This is a genomic window from Vreelandella sulfidaeris Esulfide1 (genome assembly GCF_054072535.1).
This window is the reverse complement of sequence record NZ_CM133364.1, coordinates 419,512-436,466: the sequence shown is the minus strand read 5'-3', so window position 1 is coordinate 436,466 and position 16,955 is coordinate 419,512. Positions and strand designations below refer to the sequence as shown.

Below are 16,955 nucleotides of genomic sequence, written 5' to 3'. Positions count from 1 at the left end.
GCCAGGCGCAGAAGGGATCGCGCGCACTTAGAAAGCGCGACCCTCACTACACCATCAGCATAAACGTTATCAGCATAATAAACGTTCGCAAGGGACAACCTCATGAGTTCAGCCAGTCGCGACCCCCAGGTCGTTGTGGAGGTGCTTTCCGAAGCTCTTCCCTATATTCAGCAGTTTTCCGGTAAAACCGTGGTGGTCAAATATGGCGGCAATGCCATGACCGAAAGCACCCTGATTGACTCCTTTGCCCGCGACATCGTGTTAATGAAGGAAGTCGGCATCAACCCGGTAGTGGTGCACGGTGGCGGGCCGCAGATCGGTGATTTGCTCAAAAAGCTCAACATCGAATCGCGCTTCGTCAACGGCATGCGCGTCACCGACTCGCAAACCATGGACGTGGTTGAGATGGTACTGGGCGGCTTGGTCAATAAAAGCATCGTCAACCTGATCAACCAAAGCGGCGGCAAAGCGATTGGTTTGACCGGCAAGGACGGCGCACAAATCCGCGCACGCCAGCTCAAGGTCGAGCACCAAAGCCCTGAAATGACCGCTCCGGAAATTATCGATATCGGCCACGTGGGTGAAGTGGAGTCGATCTCGACCGAGCTGATTGAGATGCTCGCTGCGCGTGATTTTATCCCGGTCATCGCACCGATTGGCGTCGACGCTGCAGGGCATAGCTATAACATCAATGCTGATCTGGTGGCGGGCAAAATTGCCGAGGCGCTCAACGCTGAAAAGCTGATGCTACTCACCAATGTCGCTGGCTTAATGAACGCCGAAGGCGAGGTGCTCACCGGTTTAACCACCACGCAAGTCGATGCGTTGATCGAAGACGGCACCATCTATGGTGGAATGCTGCCCAAAATTCGCTGTGCCCTGGATGCCGTCAAGGGCGGCGTGAATAGCTCGCACATTATTGATGGCCGTGTCCCCCACGCGGTATTGCTGGAAATTTTTACCAATGCTGGGGTAGGCACCCTAATCACAGACGCGAGCTAACCGCGACGGAGGGCACATTATGAGCGAAGATCGTAAACCTCACCGCCGCGAGCAGATTCTCCAAGCACTGGCATTAATGCTTGAAGAAGATAGTGGGAAGCGCATTACCACCGCCGCCCTCGCTCGCCAGGTTGGCGTTTCAGAAGCGGCACTCTACCGTCACTTCCCCAGTAAAGCGCGTATGTTTGAGGGGCTAATTGACTATATTGAAGAGACTATTTTTGCCCGCGTTACGCGCATTTTAGAAGACGTACCCGATGCGACTACGCGCTGTGGCACGATACTTGCCCTGCTGCTCGGCTTTGCCGAAAAAAACCCAGGACTGGCTCGTGTGATGGGTGGCGACGTGCTCACCGGTGAAACTGCGCGGCTACGCCAGCGGGTCAATCAACTTTTTGAACGTCTGGAAATGCAGCTCAAACAGATCCTGCGTGAAGCTGAGCTGCGTGAAGGCCGACGCCCCACGATTCCTGCCTCTGCGGCTGCCAATCTACTAGCGGCCCAGGCGGAGGGGAGAATCTCACAATATGTGCGTAGCGACTTCAAGCGCTTGCCGACCGAACACTGGGAAGATCAGTGGTCACTGTTATCGGCTCACTTGCTGCGTGCCGCGGTCCAACCCGCTTAAACCAAGCTGCGGTTGCACGTTGCAAAAAAACCGGCTCCCTTTGCAGGGGCCGGTTTTTTAATACGACAAACAATACGCGGATGGCTTAGGCCACCATGGGCTCACCCATCTTCTGACGCAGCTTTTTCATCGCATTTTTTTCAAGCTGACGAATACGCTCAGCGCTGACCCCGTAGACATCGGCCAAGTCATGCAGCGTTTCTTTACTATCGGCCAGCCAGCGGCGCTGCAAGATATCCCGCGAACGCTCATCAAGCCCTTCAAGCGCAAGCTGTAAGCGACGCGTTGAGTCTTCCTCAAAGTTGCTATCTTCCAGCTGCGTGGCAGGATCTGACGCTGCGTCGTCCAAAAAGTGCACCGGCGATTGATAGGTATTCTCTTCATCGTCGCCTGCCGGGGCATCAAAGCCTGCATCGTAGGAAGAGAGACGCCCTTCCATATCGCGCACGATCTCTGGCTTAACATCGAGATCTTTAGCGATGGCGTCGACTTCGTCGTTATTCAACCACGCCAAACGCTTTTTCGCGCTGCGCAGATTAAAGAACAACTTACGCTGCGCCTTGGTCGTGGCAATTTTAACGATTCGCCAGTTGCGCAACACAAATTCATGAATTTCAGCTTTGATCCAGTGCACGGCGAAAGAGACCAGACGAACGCCTTGATTCGGGTCGAAGCGTTTGACGGCTTTCATCAAACCGACGTTACCCTCTTGAATCAAGTCTGCCTGGGGTAATCCATAGCCGGAGTAACTACGCGCGATGTGAACGACAAAGCGCAGATGCGACATTACCAAACGCCGCGCGGCCTCCAGGTCACCCTCGTCGTAAAGACGGTGCGCCAGTTCACGCTCTTCATCGGCACTTAAAACCGAAATTCCATTGACCGCGCGGATATAACCGCCCAGATCGCCGCCTGGAGAAAGTTGCCCAACCGGTAGAAGACTAGTGCTCATGTGCAGGTGGTCTCCCCTGTAACCCATCGTGGTTGACGTAGCACGTTATCAATAACCTATTACAATAACTCTGTATTACTAAGACCTTATCGTGAGGACAAGGTTCCTACGAAGCTGCACTGACCTGCCTATCGCCCCGCCTTACCGTGTACACAAAGTACTCGCGTCGCTAGCTATTGTGCCAAATCATCTTGGCCGAATACTTGAGAGGTGGCGAGTTACCGCCAACCAAGCACCCAACCAGCCCAGTAGTGTACTGCAAGATAGCAGAATTGTAGAGCCTGTCACGTCGAGTTGGGGCAATGAGAAGCTAGCACCATAACTCGCCGCTAATGCAGCCACGGGTAATGATAGCCAATGATTGCCCATACTCAACAGTGCTAACGCCAATAAACCGCCACCAACGCCATACCAAGCACCGCTATATAGGAACGGTCGCCTTACAAAAGCATGGGTAGCGCCAATCAGCATCACCACTTCGATTTCCCGGCGACGACTCTCCACTGACAGGCGAATCGTATTGCCGACCACCAGCAATACCCCTAGACCAAACAACGCGCCCAGCGCTAGCGCAACACGCCGCCCTAACTCGGCTAAGTTTCTTAACCGCTCCACCCAGGCTAAATCGACGCGTACCTCATCGACACCCGAGAGTACTTCCAGCGTATTGGCCAGTTGCTGCATGGTCCCCGGGTCAACGCTTTCCGGCCGTACCACAATACTGATGGGAAGCGGATTACTATCCAGGCCCGCCAACGCATCATCGAGCCCCAGCGACTGCTGAAACTCTGCCATGCCCTGCTCAGCACTGATCATCTGTGTCTCAAGTACACTCGGCTCGGCGCTGACTGCCTCTTCGATACGGCTTGCCTGAGCGTCATCTGTGCTCAGCTCCAGGTAAACCGTCAGGGTAGCGCTCTCATCGAGTTCGGCATCCAGTAGGCGGGCACTGTCCAAGGTCAACCACAGTGCAGCGGGCAGCACTAGCGCAATGGCAATGGCTAACATGGTCAGCAAGTTTCCCAGCGGGTAGCGTACTAAACGCTGAAAGCTATCCCACGCCATACTGCGGTGATGACGACCCCAGGCACGCAGGCGGCTGGAGAAGCGCGTTTGCTGAGACTTTGCGCCCCGCTGTGAGACCTTTTCGACGGCTGGCTTGGCAGCGGCTTTACGCGGCGCTTTTAGTGCAGCTCCCTGTCGGCGCTTTGGCGTGACGGAATGTTTCACAAGGCCCCCTCATCGGCCACCAGCCGACCATCGCTTAAACGCAGGATCCGATGGCGTAGCCGAGCAATAAGGGCCAAATCGTGGCTGGCAATCATTACCGTCGTACCAATCCGGTTAAAATCTTCGAACAGCGCCATAATATCCGCAGATAGCTGGGGATCGAGGTTGCCTGTGGGCTCGTCGGCAAGTAGCAATGCAGGCTTATTGACCACTGCGCGAGCAATGCCGACACGTTGTTGCTCACCGCCAGACAGCTCTATAGGCAGCGCTTTTTCACGATGTAGCAATCCCACCTTATCCAAGGCGGCGCGCACTCGACGGGCAGCTTCACGGGGCTCAACCCCCTGGATCTCCAACGGCAGCGAGACATTGTGAAAAATATTGCGATCAAACAACAGTTGATGATCCTGAAAGACCACACCAATTTGGCGTCGATAGAAAGGCACTTGGCTGGCGTGCAGTTGGGCAATATCGTGCCCCGCCACGACGACGCGCCCGCGGCTAGGCTTTTCAAGACGCATAACCAAACGCAGTAGTGAGCTCTTCCCTGCCCCCGAGTGGCCAGTAAGAAATACCATCTCGCCACGGGCAACACGGAAGTTAAGATGCGCTAACGCTTCAAAGCGGCCGCCGTAGCGCTTTCCCACATGCTCAAAGGCGATCATGCGCTAGCATCGTCCCCTTGGCGGTCAAATAATGCGTGGACAAAATCATTGGCCTCGAAGGGGCGTAGATCGTCGATGCCCTCCCCCACGCCGATAAAGCGAATGGGGGTTTCCAGCTGTTTAGCGAGCGCAAAAATAATGCCGCCTTTGGCAGTACCGTCTAGCTTGGTCAGCGTAATCCCGCTGACCGGCACAGCGTCATTAAAAGTGCTGGCTTGGGAAATAGCGTTTTGTCCGGTGCCCGCATCCAGCACAAGCATGACTTCATGAGGCGCTGTGTCATCTAGCTTTTGCATCACGCGATGGACTTTTTTCAACTCTTCCATCAGGTGGCTTTTGTTATGCAGCCGCCCGGCGGTGTCGGCAATTAGCACATCAACACCACGCGCCTTGGCAGCCGCGACCGCATCGTAAATGACTGATGCACTATCAGCGCCGGTGTGCTGGGCAATCACCGGCACGCGATTACGTTCACCCCATACTTTGAGCTGCTCTACAGCCGCCGCACGGAAGGTATCACCGGCAGCCAACATGACGCTTTTGCCCTCACGCTGAAAGCGCTGGGTGAGTTTGCCAATGGTGGTCGTCTTGCCCACACCGTTAACACCGACGACTAAAATGACAAACGGACCTGTGCCTGCCTTCTCAAGCACAAGCGGCTTGGCAACCGGTGCCAGCATTGTGGATAACTCTTCTTGCAGACCACGGTAGAGCGCTTCGGGGTTGTTTAGCTCTTTGCGCGAGACGCGCGCTTCCAAGCGCCCGATAATCTCGGTAGTCGCCTCAATACCGACATCGGCTAATAATAGCTGCGTTTCCAGATCTTCCAGCAGCTCATCATCAATCTGCTTTTTACCTAAAAACAGATCGGCGATACCGTCGGTGAGATTAGCGCGGGTTTTCCCAAGGCCTGATTTGATACGCGCAAACCAGCCTTTCTGCTCACCCTTTTCAGCCACTGGTTTTTCTTGAGGCTTAACGGGCTCTGGCTCTACTTCGGGCTTCGTAGGCTCGGGCTCTACTTCAGGCTTAGTAGGTTCGGGCTCCACTTCGGGCTTAACGGGCTCGGGCTCCACCTCAGGCTTAGTAGGTTCGGGCTCCACTTCGGGCTTAACGGGCTCGGGCTCTACTTCAGGCTTAGTAGGTTCGGGCTCCACTTCGGGCTTAGTAGGTTCGGGCTCTACTTCAGGCTTAGTAGGCTCGGGCTCCACTTCAGGCCTCGTAGGCTCAACTGTGGGCGCCTCTTCCGGAGAGCTAGGTAAATCGTTAGGGTCCCGCTGATCTTGTGGCTTTTCCTGAGAATCGTGCTTTTTTTTACGTTTTAAGAAACTAAACATGGGGGCATCCAACTAAAAAGGTGAACATTGTGACCATCCTACCACCGCCAACCAAGACTTTGGATAAACAGCCCGCTACAATCCACAGCATGACAAAACAACGCTCCTCCCGTTCATCCTCTTCCCGACGCACAACTGCTCACCGGGCGGGCAAACCACTTGGTAAGTTACGCATCATCGGCGGTGAGTTCCGCCGCCGTCAGTTGCCGGTGTTGGATAGCCCAGGCTTGCGTCCAACCCCAGACCGCGTGCGTGAAACGCTGTTCAACTGGCTAGGCCAACAGCTTTACGGCCAACAGGTACTGGATTTGTTTGCTGGTACTGGCTCGCTTGGCATTGAAGCAGTCTCACGCGGCGCGGCGTGTGTCGATTTCGTCGAGCGCGACCCGCGGGTAGCGGCGCAGTTGTCGACCAATCTGGCATCGCTCAATATTACCGCAAGCGCGGTGCATGTTAACGATGTTCAAGCCTACCTGACGCGCCCAGCCAAACCCTATACGCTGGTATTTCTCGATCCGCCTTTTCATCAGCAGCTGGCCGACCCCTGTTGCTCTGCGCTAGAGGCTGGTGGCTGGCTAAGCGAAGATGCCATAATTTACCTCGAAACCGAGACGTCGCTGTCACCAAACGTGCCCACCAACTGGCAGCTATACCGGGAAACCCAGGCTGGCGAAAGCACTGCACGGCTTTATCAACGCCACCCGCTGTAAACAGCGCTTGCCGACACGCGGCAGTGGCGTTACGCTCGCCTCATTCGTTCTTAGTGGCAAGCTTTTGGCTTGTTTTTTTGGGCACTTTTTTATTACCTAGTTTGGTTCTCATTCTTACGCTATGGAGGCATACATGAGCCTGGAACTCTTTAATCAGCTTGAACAGAAAGTCACTGATACCGTTGACGCGCTGGAAATGATGAAACTGGAAAATGAAGAGCTACGCGGTGAAAACGCCAAGCTCAAAGAGGAGCGTGAAGAGTGGGAGCGTCGCCTCAATGGCCTACTAAGCAAATTTGAGAGCCTGGAAACCTCCAGCACGTCCTAACTTCAGGACAAATGCGCTGTTGCCCTAAAGCACCTGGGACATCAGCAGCGCATCCTCACGTCCGGCTGCAGCTTGCGACGGTAGCGGTGGATAGTAGCCCTTGCGGACCCCATCTTCGCCAAAACCGCTGCGCTTATAGAGCCGAATAGCGCTCAGATTACCCACCCGCACTTCCAGCAATAGCCGCTCACTTGACCAGCCTTTAGCCTTCGCTAAAACGGCTTCCATCAACGCTAAGCCCGCGCCACTTCGCCGGCATTCAGGCAAGACCCCGATCGCCTGCAGTTCTGCTTCAAACGGTAACCTTGTCACAATGGCGTAGCCCTGCAATTCCCCCTTCTGCCACCAGCCCAGCACACAGGCATCGTCATTACCCAGCGCTTCAAGCATTTGTGAGTCGGAGGCACCGCTTAGCGCCTGACGCTCAAGTGCCGTCAGCAAGCCTAGATGCTCAATGTTCAATTCAGTGACCATCAATTGTTGGCTCAGTGATTGTCGAATTATCATTCTTCCATTGCTGGCTTAGCGCTTGCAGTGCTGGCCACAGTTCACGCTTGCTGGTGGTACCGTCAAGCAGCGAACCAAGGGCTGGCCCTTGCCACACAGGTAGCGAGAGCGTATGGCTCTGGTCTTCGCTCACGTTCAGTATACGATCCAGCGGCGCTTGCTCAGCGCCGAGTTCTCCCCACCAAAGTAGCCGCTCAAGCTGCCAGTCCTGACGACTAACACGACCCGCAATAAAGGCCGCTAGGCCTTCACGCGCTTCATCAAGCGGATCCTCAACGGCAAAGGCATTGGCCATTTGCGGCCACGTAAAGTGCGTTACTTCTGGCAATTCGCTCTGCTGAATACCGGCGGCATGCAGCAGGTTGGCAAGTAGCTGCTGTTCAAGCGAACTCATTTTGCCCGCCTGTAGTACCAACCAGCGGCCATTAAGGCATAGACAGGAAAGGGAGAACTTAAGGGGCTTGGCTGGTGCAGCGGGTGTTACATCAACAGCGGGCTCAGCCGTAACAGATTGAGCATCAACCTGCTTGGCTTGGCTTTGCTTCACGTGGTTCTGTTTTACCTGGCCCTGTTTTTCTGAACCGGATTTATCTTTCAACTCATTCAACAACAGTGCGCGTACCGCCGAGGGCGAAGCGATAGCCTCGGCTGGCTGAGACTCAGGCGCTTGTCGCCTTGGCGCAGGGGCATCATCCAGCAATGCCTGAAGCCGTTCGCGTGGGGGCATCGGGGCAGGCGTAGACTCCTCCCACTCACAGGCCTGCGTAGGCAGCGCATTAGGCAACTGGTATTTCGAGGCCCAGGCGGTAATGCCCATGGCCTCCAAATAGTGGCGCCGAATAACTTCCTGGTTCACTTTCCGCCGCCGCGACAGTTAGGAGAATTAGGGCGTTCACCGCCACGTGCCTGCCACTCGCTAGGCGTATAGAGATGCATCGCCAAGGCATGAACCGGGCCTGACAGCTCATCGGCCAACAGCGCATATATCTTTTGATGGCGTTTGACCGGCATCAGGCCGTCAAAGCTATCGCTCACCAGCGTCACTTTAAAGTGCGTTTCAGAATTGGCGGGCACATTGTGCATGTGGCTTTCGTTTTCAACCTGCAGCACGTCGGGCGCTAGTGCCGCTAATTTCTGCTCAATCTGTGTCTGCAGCGTCATGGGGTTCTCCTTGAGATCACAAACCGTTTTATTGTACGCGCTTACTGCTCCGTAGACGATGCCCGACGAGCGTGCAAGGCGCGTCTTGCCAGCGGCATACGTGCCACGCTTGCTAAAAGCGCCAGTAGCGTCGTCCCCGCCCCCAACCAGAGCGTTACCTGGACAGGCCAACCCAGCGCCAGCGCAGCGCCGACTAGGGCCACGCCAAACGACTGCCCCACGGTGCGTGTAGTGCTCATCACGCCAGAGACGTTGGCGCTGCGCTCCGGCGGCAGGCTGCCCATCATTTCGCGGTTATTGGGTGGCTGGAACAGCCCAAACCCAATGCCGCATAACGCGGTGCGCCATAAGCTACCTGCCACACCGGTCGATTCATCCACTAGCGCCAGCGCAATCAAGCCGACAATCAGCAGCCCAAGCCCTGTGCTGGAGAGAATACTGGGATTAATGCGATCGGCTAGGCGTCCGGCGATGGGGCCAACAAGCATGATCGCTAGCGGCCAGGGAGTGAATAGCCAAGCGGTTTCCAGCGGTGAAAACCCCATCTGCTCCTGGTAGAAAAACGACAGCGCCACAAACGTAAGGCCCTGACCTATAAAGGCGAGCCCTGAGGCAGAAACCGCCAGCGTAAAGCGTGGCTCGGCAAACACACTGAGCGGCAGCAGTGGATAAGGCGCACGACGCTGGCGTGCAATAAACCCGCCACTGGCCAGCACCGCCAGTAGCGCCCAGCCACCGCTTTGCCAAATGGGCGCTGCGTGACTGACGGCGTCCATGGCGATAAAAAAGCTCGCCAGCATCACGATTGAGAGCAACGCCCCAGCCACATCGAAGCTGCCTTGCCTACGCACCTCATGTGGCAAGGCGCGCTTGGCCAGCCATAGCGAGCAGAGGCCCAGCGGCACATTGATGGCAAACAGCCAGGGCCAGTCGGCGAATGATAGAATAACGCCACTTAACGTGGGCCCGGCAGCGTAGCCGCCGGCTACCACCAAGGCACTCAAGCCAAGGGCGCTGCCCAATAGGCGCGAGGGAAAAATAGCGCGATAGAGCGATGGGCCAATCGATAGCGTGGCCGCAGCGCCTAGTCCCTGAAAGGCGCGAAATACCAGCAGCGTTTCCAGATTACGCGATAGCGCAGCCCCCAGTGCCGCAACGACAAAGGTGGCCAGTCCAAATAGGTAGAGCCTACGACGCGTGATCAATTCACTGATGCCTGCAAATACGAGCAAAAACGCGGCACAGACAACCTGAAAAAGGTTAGTAATCCAAACGGCACGGGAGGCCGACACGTTTAAATCCGCAGCGATGGTGGGCAGGGCTAAATTGATCATGGTGGTGTCGACCACCGCCATTAAGGTGCCGGTCACTAGCGCCAGCACGGCCAAGGCACGTTCGGGCCCAGGCAGTCCATCGTCACCGGGACGGGTTTCAAACAATCGCATGCAAAAGTTCCTAGGCAGGCGTGTTGCTAAACAAAACGATCAACACAATTTTCTTCCAGCAAATGATTTTAAAAACAAAGAAACCGGCCTAAGCCGGTTTCGAAGTACGCTCGCTAACTGTCATTAAACAGCCGCGCAGGCAGAAATTAGCTTGCTTAAAATATTAGCACGCTAATCCTGTTCACTGTCGAGTAGCAGGGCATCATCGACTTCAGAAATTTCAAGGGCTGTTTCGTCGTCCAAATCGATCGCTAGATAGCTATGCTCGACGCGCACAAATTCTTGAAACAGCGACCAATCGATCTTATCTGGCCACTGGCGCTCATCCTCTTCCCAAGCGCGTAGTTCAGTCTCGAGAATTTCCACGTAGCGATCACGCACAAAGGTTTCCAGCGCCTCTGGGGTGTCCATCTCTGGAATCAGGTAAATGGTACTTTCACGTTCGACGTCGTCCAGGGTCAGGTCGTCGTCTCCCATGGTGGGTTCCAGCGCGTTGATCCAGTCCACAAAGGGCTGGGTCGGCCTGACGCTCAGTGCGGAGCGATTAAGCAGTTTCATGGGATTCTCCTCGCCGTCGAAACGTTGACCATTATGGGCGCTATAACGCGCCCTTACCAACTTTTCATCCGCTATTGAATGGTTTAACCCACTTCAGGGCGCATCGCCGGGAATAGCAGCACATCACGAATGGAAGGGCTGTCGGTAAACAGCATCACCAGGCGATCAATACCGATGCCCTCACCTGCGGTAGGTGGCATGCCGTACTCCAACGCACGCACGTAATCCGCATCGTAGTACATCGCCTCCAGGTCGCCAGCGTCTTTTTCCGCTGACTGGGCGCGGAAGCGCTCGGCCTGATCTTCGGCGTCGTTGAGCTCCGAGAAACCGTTGGCGATTTCGCGACCACCGACAAAGAACTCAAAGCGCTCGGTGACGAAGGGGTTAGCATCGTTACGCCGTGCCAGCGGGCTCACTTCAGCCGGGTACTCGGTGATAAAGGTCGGCTGGTCGAGCTTATGCTCGGCAACCTCTTCGAATATCTCGGTTTGCACCTTACCCAGGCCCCAGCTCTCTTTGACCTTGATACCCAGTTTCTCAGCGGTGGCCCGCGCCGCCTCCAGCGAGTCCAGATCGCTGTCAGCAATGCCTTCACCGTGATCCAGAATCGCCTGGCGTAGCGTTAAACGGGCAAAGGGCTTGCCGAAATCGTAGCTCGCGCCCTGGTACTCAATCACCGCGCTGCCCAGCACTTCCTCCGCCGCTGTGCGCAGCATCGCTTCGGTCATATCGAGCAGGTCGCGATAATCCGCGTACGCCCAGTAGAACTCCACCATGGTGAATTCTGGGTTGTGACGCGTGGATAACCCTTCGTTGCGGAAGTTGCGGTTAATCTCAAACACCTTTTCAAAACCGCCCACCACCAAACGCTTGAGGTAAAGCTCCGGTGCAATGCGCAGATACATGTCGATATCCAGCGCATTGTGGTGGGTAATGAAAGGCCGTGCCGCCGCGCCGCCGGGGATCGGCTGCAGCATTGGCGTTTCGACCTCCATAAAGCCGCGCGCTTCAAAGAAGCGACGCATGGAGCTGATCACCGCTGCGCGGGTTTCAAATACCTTACGCGACTGCGGGTTCATGATCAGATCTACATAGCGCTGACGATAGCGGGCTTCCATATCGGTCAAGCCGTGAAACTTATCCGGCAGCGGGCGCAGGCTCTTAGTGAGCAGTTGGGCCTCTTTCATCATCACGTACAGATCGCCCTTGCCGGATTTATGCACCGGCCCGTGGGCGGCGACGATGTCACCAATATCCCAGCTCTTAACGTCTTCAAGCACCTCTGGGGGCAAGCCTTTTTTATCCACGTAGAGCTGGATTTGTCCGGCTACATCCTGAATGACGATAAAGGGGCCGCGTTGACGCATCACGCGACCTGCTACAGCGGCGTGGTGATCCAACGCTTCAAGCTCGGCCTTGTCTTTATCGCCAAAGGCGTTTTGCAGCTCAACGGTTAAGCTGTCGCGGCGAAAATCATTGGGAAACGCACTTTTTCCCTGCTCAGCGGCACGCTCGCGACGAGCCGCCAACTTGGTACGGCGCTCGGCGATCAGGTGGTTTTCGTTGTCTGCAGCAGACGCGTCTTGGTTAGCCATGGGGCACCCTGTTCATGTTCAAACGCTAAAAAGATTACAAACCTTGCTTCAAGCTAGCGACGATAAATTGATCAATATCCCCGTCGAGCACTTTATCGCAGTTGCTGGACTGCACGCTGGTGCGCAGATCCTTGATGCGCTGATCATCCAGCACGTAAGAGCGAATCTGGCTGCCCCAGCCGATATCAGCTTTGGAGTCTTCAGCCTCCTGCTTAGCGGCGTTGCGCTTTTGCATTTCGTGTTCCCACAGCCGCGCTTTTAACTGCTTCATGGCAAAGTCGCGGTTAGCATGCTGGCTGCGCTGGCCTTGGCAGGCCACGACAATGCCGGTCGGCTCGTGGGTAATCCGCACTGCTGAATCGGTGGTATTAACGTGCTGGCCGCCCGCGCCGCTAGAGCGGTAAGTATCAACGCGCAAATCCGAGGGGTTAATCTCTACCTCGAAGCTATCGTCAATTTCTGGCGACAAAAATACCGAGGCAAACGAGGTATGCCGACGGCCGCCGGAATCAAACGGGCTTTTACGTACAAGGCGGTGCACACCGGTTTCGGTGCGCAGCCAACCAAAAGCGTAGTCGCCCTGAACGTGTACCGTCGCCGATTTGATGCCCGCCACTTCGCCCGCCGAGATCTCGGTGATATCGGCTTTGAAGCCGTGGCTCTCCGCCCAGCGCAGATACATGCGCAGCAAAATATTGGCCCAATCCTGCGCCTCTGTACCACCGGAGCCGGACTGAATATCCAAATAAGCGTTATTTTGGTCCATATCACCGGAAAACATGCGCCGAAACTCTAGCTTTTCTAACGCGGCCTGCATGCTATCCAGTTCTTGACGTACTTCTTCGACAGTGCCTTCGTCCTCTTCCATTTCAGCCAGTTCTAGCAGATCCCGGCTATCGCCCAGGCCCTGCTCAAGATCATCAATGGTCGCCACGATGGCTTCGAGGGAGGCGCGCTCTTTACCTAACTTCTGCGCGTAGTCTGGATCGTTCCAGACATTGGGGTCTTCCAGTTCGCGGGTAACTTCTTCTAGCCGATCTTTCTTTTCGGCATAGTCAAAGATACCCCCTAAGAACGTCTGTCCGCTCAGACAGGTCCTTGAGCTGGTTGTGAATCGGATTGGTTTCCAACATGGAGTGGCCCTAGCGTTGTCTGTGTCTGACCGTACAAAGGTGCACGATTAGAAAAACGCATAGTGTAGCTAAATTGGCTTCCAACAACCATGCGCTCCGTCATTATCGAAATTCCGCATAGCTACATGTGTAATTTCTGATAGACGCCTGCTTTTCAGCGATGTTAGTACTTAAACAAGTACCCCATAGTCAAACAACCGTATTAGAACAATTTTGGAGGGAACACTATGACTAAAACTCGCACTCTTATGGGCCCTGTAGCGCTGGCGTTGGCGTTTAGCGTTGCCACCCCTCTTCAGGCAGATACGCTTCGCTTAGCCATTATGGGTGAACCGGCATCGCTCGATCCGCATAAAATTAGCGGCACCTGGGAAAACGATGTGGTGGGTGATCTTTTTGAAGGACTGGTCACTGAAGCCGCTGATGGTAGCCGCATTCCCGGCGTTGCAGAGTCGTGGAAAATCTCCGATGACGGCACGGTTTACACCTTCAAACTGAGAGACGATGCCAAGTGGTCGGACGGTGAGCCGGTTACTGCTGATGACTTTGTTTTCGCTTTTCAGCGCATATTATCGCCAGCCACCGCCGCTGATTATGCCTATCTGTTGTATCCGATTAAAAATGCCGAAACGGTATATGCAGGTGACGCCGAGCCAAGCACGCTGGGTGTTGAAGCATTAGACGCGACCACCCTACAAATCACCCTTGAACGTTCAACACCCTACTTTTTAGATCAGCTTTCCCACTATACCGCCTATCCGGTGCCACGCCACACGGTGGAAGCGCATGGTAATGAATGGTCACGCCCAGATAACATGGTCTCCAACGGCGCTTTTCAACTGGAGGAATGGCAGTCACAAACGCGCATCACGGCATCGCGTAACCCCCATTTTCACGACGTTGACAATGTCGCGCTCGAGGAAGTCGTGTACTTTCCTATCGAGGAGCGCAACACGGCACTGAACCGCTTCCGCGCAGGCGAGATCGATATCGCTCGTGAGTTTCCCACCCAGCAGTACGACTGGTTGCAGGATAACCTGCCCGACGCCGTTCAGGTAGCGCCCTATCTCGGCATCTATTACTACGCTTTCAATGCCCGAGATGGCCATGCGACCGCTGACCCGCGTGTACGTGAAGCCCTTAGTCTAGCCGTTCGCCGTGAAGTCATTACCGACCAAATACTCGGTACGGGTGAAGTACCTGCTTATAGTTTCGTTCCACCTAATGTTAGCCACTATGAAGGCCCTACCGCTAGCTTCGCCGACCTATCCCAGGATGAGCGACTAGAGCGCGCCCAGGAATTACTCCAAGAGGCGGGCTACGGCCCGGATAATCCGCTGGAGCTTATGCTGCGCTATAACACCAGCGAAGATCATCGCAAGGTCGCCATCGCCATTGCCGCCATGTGGAAGCCCCTAGGCGTTGAGGTGGAGCTTTATAATTCGGAAGTTGCCGTTCACTATGCGGATATTCGCCAAGGCGACTTCGACGTTGCCCGTGCTGGCTGGATCGGTGACTACAATGACGCCCAAAACTTTTTAAGCCTGTTGGAAAGCGGCGTATCGAATAACTACGGCGCCTACAGCTCGCCTGAATTCGATGCGTTGATGAGCGAAGCTGCGAATACCCAGGACCTTGAGGAGCGAGCCGACATCATGGCCGAGGCAGAGACTATCGCATTGGAAGACAGCGCAACATTGCCCATCTACTACTACGTCTCGCGCAACCTTGTCAGTCCCGACTTAAGTGGCTGGGAAACTAATATTGAAGATATCCACCGCTCACGCTGGATTCACTTCGATAATTAATTCCCTTCAATCCGTCGCTCTCTACCACGACTGACTGCCGTTACATCCTCAGGCTTCGGCCTGAGGAGCGAGGCCCGCTAATGCTTAGCTACACGTTGAAACGCTTACTTCAGGCGATCCCGACACTGTGGATCGTCATTACCCTGTCGTTCTTTTTAATGCACTTGGCCCCTGGTGGGCCTTTCGACGGCGAACGTCAACTCCCGCCTGAAATCGAGGCCAATTTAATGGCCTCTTACGGCCTGGACAAGCCCATCTGGGATCAATATTTCACCTATATGGGGAACCTGCTTCAAGGCGATCTTGGCCCCTCGTTCAAATACAAGGATTTTTCAGTCACCGAGCTCGTCGCTCAAGGCTTTCCTGTCAGCCTCGAACTTGGTTTGTGGGCAATCGGTCTTGCGCTTCTAACGGGTATCCCCATGGGGGTTATTGCCGCTCTTAAACGCAATTCCACCGTTGACTATATGGTAATGGGGACAGCGCTGGCCGGGGTGGCTGTTCCCAACTTTGTGGTTGCCCCGCTACTCGCGCTGGTATTCGGCGTCTTTCTGGCTTGGTTACCCGTCGGTGGTTGGAACGATGGCCATTGGAAAAACATGATCCTCCCCGTCGTGGCCCTTTCTATTCAGCAGATTGCGTATATTGCACGGATGATGCGCGCCAGCATGATTGAAGTGCTAAGTAGTCACTTTGTTCGCACGGCCAGAGCCAAAGGCCTTAGCGAGAGCGAAGTCATCTTTCGTCACGCCCTGCGTCCGGCAATGCTTCCGGTTATCTCCTACCTAGGACCCGCCATTGCTGGGATTATTACCGGCTCAGTGGTGATTGAGCAGATTTTCGGCATACCCGGTATTGGCCGTTATTTCGTCCAGGCGGCGCTCAATCGAGATTACACCTTGGTGATGGGCACTGTCGTTTTTTACGGCGGTTTGATCGTACTTCTCAACCTAATCGTCGATTTACTCTACTCGGCTCTGGACCCGCAGATTCGCTATGATAATGAATAATGCAACGTCGATCCCGCCTGCCGCCAGTAATAGTCTGGGGCGTGAAGCGTGGCGACGGCTTCGCCAAAACAGTGCAGCAACCGCCAGCCTTGTGCTCCTCGTCGTCATTGCCCTGGCCTGCTTGTTTGGTCCCTGGCTAACGCCCTGGGCACTTGATGAAGTGGATTGGAACGCCTTCCTGGCCCCGCCCAGCATCGAAAGTGGCCACTATGCAGGTACTGACGCCAACGGCCGAGACTTGCTCACTCGGGTATTGCATGGTGGACAGATTTCACTCTCTGTTGCCTTGGTAGCGACCCTTGTTTCTTTGGTTATCGGGGTACTTTACGGTGCAATTGCCGGCTACGTGGGGGGCCGAGTCGACAACCTGATGATGCGCTTTGTCGACATCATGTACTCGCTGCCCTTCATGTTCATGGTCATCCTGCTGATGGTGGTGTTTGGGCGGAATATCCTACTGATCTACGCCGCCATTGGCGCCGTTGAATGGCTAGACATGTCGCGCATTGTGCGCGGACAGGTACTCGCTCTAAAGCGCCGTGAATTCGTTGAAGCCGCCCATGCATTAGGTGTTAGCAGCTTTAAGATCGTCACACGCCATCTGATTCCCAATGCCATCGGCCCCGTTATCATCTATGTGACCCTCACCGTTCCCAAAGTCATTTTGCTGGAAAGCTTTCTCTCGTTTCTTGGCCTCGGCGTTCAAGAGCCTTTGACCAGCTGGGGCGTATTAATCAGTGAAGGCAAAGACATGATGGAGACAGCGCCGTGGATGCTGATTATCCCCTCTGTATTTCTAGCGATCACGCTGCTGTGCCTAAACTTTCTCGGCGACGGCCTGCGTGACGCCCTTGATCCCAAAACACGTTAACAAAAAACTCGCTAG

Annotated in this window: 18 protein-coding genes; 7 read left to right on the top strand and 11 right to left on the bottom strand. The window is 55.1% G+C overall.

Annotated features, from left to right (window positions below):
* The first annotated feature begins 102 nt into the window (after positions 1–102).
* Positions 103–1,002, top strand: coding sequence for an acetylglutamate kinase (gene argB, locus ACW44H_RS02110; protein WP_113268485.1), 900 nt, complete (start codon positions 103–105; stop codon positions 1,000–1,002).
* 19 nt (positions 1,003–1,021) lie between these two features.
* Positions 1,022–1,630 (top strand): nucleoid occlusion factor SlmA, encoded by a 609-nt coding sequence (gene slmA / locus ACW44H_RS02105; protein ID WP_113268484.1) that lies wholly within the window; start codon positions 1,022–1,024, stop codon positions 1,628–1,630.
* 85 nt (positions 1,631–1,715) lie between these two features.
* On the opposite strand, the gene rpoH is transcribed toward slmA, so the two are convergent.
* From rpoH to ftsY, 4 genes are all read right to left on the bottom strand, one after another.
* Positions 1,716–2,582, bottom strand: coding sequence for an RNA polymerase sigma factor RpoH (gene rpoH / locus ACW44H_RS02100; RefSeq protein WP_457506512.1), 867 nt, complete (start codon positions 2,580–2,582; stop codon positions 1,716–1,718).
* 186 nt (positions 2,583–2,768) lie between these two features.
* Positions 2,769–3,812: a permease-like cell division protein FtsX gene (gene ftsX, locus ACW44H_RS02095; protein WP_457506510.1), complete on the bottom strand. Its 1,044-nt coding sequence runs from the start codon at positions 3,810–3,812 to the stop codon at positions 2,769–2,771.
* On the bottom strand, positions 3,809–4,477 hold the full coding sequence (gene ftsE, locus ACW44H_RS02090; RefSeq protein WP_113268481.1) for a cell division ATP-binding protein FtsE: 669 nt from the start codon (positions 4,475–4,477) through the stop codon (positions 3,809–3,811). Before ftsE ends, ftsX begins: the two co-directional genes overlap by 4 nt.
* Positions 4,474–5,814 carry a signal recognition particle-docking protein FtsY gene (gene ftsY, locus ACW44H_RS02085; RefSeq protein ID WP_457506508.1) on the bottom strand — a complete coding sequence of 447 codons (1,341 nt, stop codon included), beginning with the start codon at positions 5,812–5,814 and terminating at the stop codon, positions 4,474–4,476. The genes ftsE and ftsY overlap by 4 nt, the downstream gene beginning before the upstream one ends.
* Positions 5,815–5,903: 89 nt before the next feature.
* On the opposite strand from ftsY, the gene rsmD reads away from it, so the two are divergent.
* Together rsmD and zapB are read left to right on the top strand one after the other, a co-directional pair.
* Positions 5,904–6,524: a 16S rRNA (guanine(966)-N(2))-methyltransferase RsmD gene (rsmD, locus tag ACW44H_RS02080; protein WP_457508896.1), complete on the top strand. Its 621-nt coding sequence runs from the start codon at positions 5,904–5,906 to the stop codon at positions 6,522–6,524.
* 133 nt (positions 6,525–6,657) lie between these two features.
* Positions 6,658–6,852 (top strand): cell division protein ZapB, encoded by a 195-nt coding sequence (zapB, locus tag ACW44H_RS02075; RefSeq protein WP_113268479.1) that lies wholly within the window; start codon positions 6,658–6,660, stop codon positions 6,850–6,852.
* Positions 6,853–6,876: 24 nt separating this feature from the next.
* Here the strand turns inward: zapB and ACW44H_RS02070 are convergent, their stop codons facing one another.
* The 7 genes from ACW44H_RS02070 to prfB all read right to left on the bottom strand — a co-directional run bounded on the left by ACW44H_RS02070 (position 6,877) and on the right by prfB (position 13,251).
* On the bottom strand, positions 6,877–7,326 hold the full coding sequence (locus ACW44H_RS02070; RefSeq protein WP_457506506.1) for a GNAT family N-acetyltransferase: 450 nt from the start codon (positions 7,324–7,326) through the stop codon (positions 6,877–6,879).
* A complete protein-coding gene (locus ACW44H_RS02065; RefSeq protein ID WP_457506504.1) occupies positions 7,316–8,215 on the bottom strand; it encodes a hypothetical protein in 900 nt (299 codons plus the stop codon). Before ACW44H_RS02065 ends, ACW44H_RS02070 begins: the two co-directional genes overlap by 11 nt.
* A complete protein-coding gene (locus tag ACW44H_RS02060; protein WP_113268476.1) occupies positions 8,212–8,520 on the bottom strand; it encodes a BolA family protein in 309 nt (102 codons plus the stop codon). The genes ACW44H_RS02065 and ACW44H_RS02060 overlap by 4 nt, the downstream gene beginning before the upstream one ends.
* Positions 8,521–8,561: 41 nt before the next feature.
* Positions 8,562–9,965: an MFS transporter gene (locus ACW44H_RS02055; RefSeq protein ID WP_457506502.1), complete on the bottom strand. Its 1,404-nt coding sequence runs from the start codon at positions 9,963–9,965 to the stop codon at positions 8,562–8,564.
* 171 nt (positions 9,966–10,136) lie between these two features.
* On the bottom strand, positions 10,137–10,523 hold the full coding sequence (locus ACW44H_RS02050) for a hypothetical protein (RefSeq protein ID WP_113268474.1): 387 nt from the start codon (positions 10,521–10,523) through the stop codon (positions 10,137–10,139).
* Between the two features lie 83 nt (positions 10,524–10,606).
* Positions 10,607–12,118, bottom strand: a complete 1,512-nt coding sequence (gene lysS / locus ACW44H_RS02045; RefSeq protein ID WP_457506500.1) for a lysine--tRNA ligase — start codon at positions 12,116–12,118, stop codon at positions 10,607–10,609.
* A 34-nt stretch (positions 12,119–12,152) separates the two neighbouring features.
* Positions 12,153–13,251, bottom strand: a protein-coding gene (prfB, locus tag ACW44H_RS02040) for a peptide chain release factor 2 (protein WP_457506499.1) whose coding sequence is annotated in 2 segments (ribosomal slippage) — positions 12,153–13,175 and positions 13,177–13,251 — 1,098 coding nt in all. Because the reading frame shifts where the segments join, the coding sequence is not laid out codon by codon here.
* 227 nt (positions 13,252–13,478) lie between these two features.
* Between prfB and ACW44H_RS02035 the strand changes: the two genes are divergently transcribed.
* From ACW44H_RS02035 to ACW44H_RS02025, 3 genes are all read left to right on the top strand, one after another.
* A complete protein-coding gene (locus ACW44H_RS02035) occupies positions 13,479–15,059 on the top strand; it encodes a peptide ABC transporter substrate-binding protein (protein WP_457506497.1) in 1,581 nt (526 codons plus the stop codon).
* An 80-nt stretch (positions 15,060–15,139) separates the two neighbouring features.
* Positions 15,140–16,069 (top strand): oligopeptide ABC transporter permease OppB, encoded by a 930-nt coding sequence (gene oppB / locus ACW44H_RS02030; protein ID WP_457506495.1) that lies wholly within the window; start codon positions 15,140–15,142, stop codon positions 16,067–16,069.
* Positions 16,062–16,940: an ABC transporter permease gene (locus tag ACW44H_RS02025; RefSeq protein ID WP_457506493.1), complete on the top strand. Its 879-nt coding sequence runs from the start codon at positions 16,062–16,064 to the stop codon at positions 16,938–16,940. Before oppB ends, ACW44H_RS02025 begins: the two co-directional genes overlap by 8 nt.
* Positions 16,941–16,955: the final 15 nt, after the last annotated feature.

Bases quoted from the DNA above. Each gene is read 5' to 3' on its own strand.
- slmA (WP_113268484.1), top strand. From the start codon at position 1,022: ATGAGCGAAGATCGTAAACCTCACCGCCGCGAGCAGATTCTCCAAGCA.
- argB (WP_113268485.1), top strand. From the start codon at position 103: ATGAGTTCAGCCAGTCGCGACCCCCAGGTCGTTGTGGAGGTGCTTTCC.
- ACW44H_RS02070 (WP_457506506.1), bottom strand. From the start codon at position 7,326: ATGGTCACTGAATTGAACATTGAGCATCTAGGCTTGCTGACGGCACTT.
- ftsY (WP_457506508.1), bottom strand. From the start codon at position 5,814: ATGTTTAGTTTCTTAAAACGTAAAAAAAAGCACGATTCTCAGGAAAAG.
- lysS (WP_457506500.1), bottom strand. From the start codon at position 12,118: ATGGCTAACCAAGACGCGTCTGCTGCAGACAACGAAAACCACCTGATC.
- rsmD (WP_457508896.1), top strand. From the start codon at position 5,904: ATGACAAAACAACGCTCCTCCCGTTCATCCTCTTCCCGACGCACAACT.
- ACW44H_RS02060 (WP_113268476.1), bottom strand. From the start codon at position 8,520: ATGACGCTGCAGACACAGATTGAGCAGAAATTAGCGGCACTAGCGCCC.
- rpoH (WP_457506512.1), bottom strand. From the start codon at position 2,582: ATGAGCACTAGTCTTCTACCGGTTGGGCAACTTTCTCCAGGCGGCGAT.
- ACW44H_RS02055 (WP_457506502.1), bottom strand. From the start codon at position 9,965: ATGCGATTGTTTGAAACCCGTCCCGGTGACGATGGACTGCCTGGGCCC.
- ACW44H_RS02050 (WP_113268474.1), bottom strand. From the start codon at position 10,523: ATGAAACTGCTTAATCGCTCCGCACTGAGCGTCAGGCCGACCCAGCCC.
- ACW44H_RS02035 (WP_457506497.1), top strand. From the start codon at position 13,479: ATGACTAAAACTCGCACTCTTATGGGCCCTGTAGCGCTGGCGTTGGCG.
- ACW44H_RS02025 (WP_457506493.1), top strand. From the start codon at position 16,062: ATGAATAATGCAACGTCGATCCCGCCTGCCGCCAGTAATAGTCTGGGG.
- oppB (WP_457506495.1), top strand. From the start codon at position 15,140: ATGCTTAGCTACACGTTGAAACGCTTACTTCAGGCGATCCCGACACTG.
- zapB (WP_113268479.1), top strand. From the start codon at position 6,658: ATGAGCCTGGAACTCTTTAATCAGCTTGAACAGAAAGTCACTGATACC.
- ftsE (WP_113268481.1), bottom strand. From the start codon at position 4,477: ATGATCGCCTTTGAGCATGTGGGAAAGCGCTACGGCGGCCGCTTTGAA.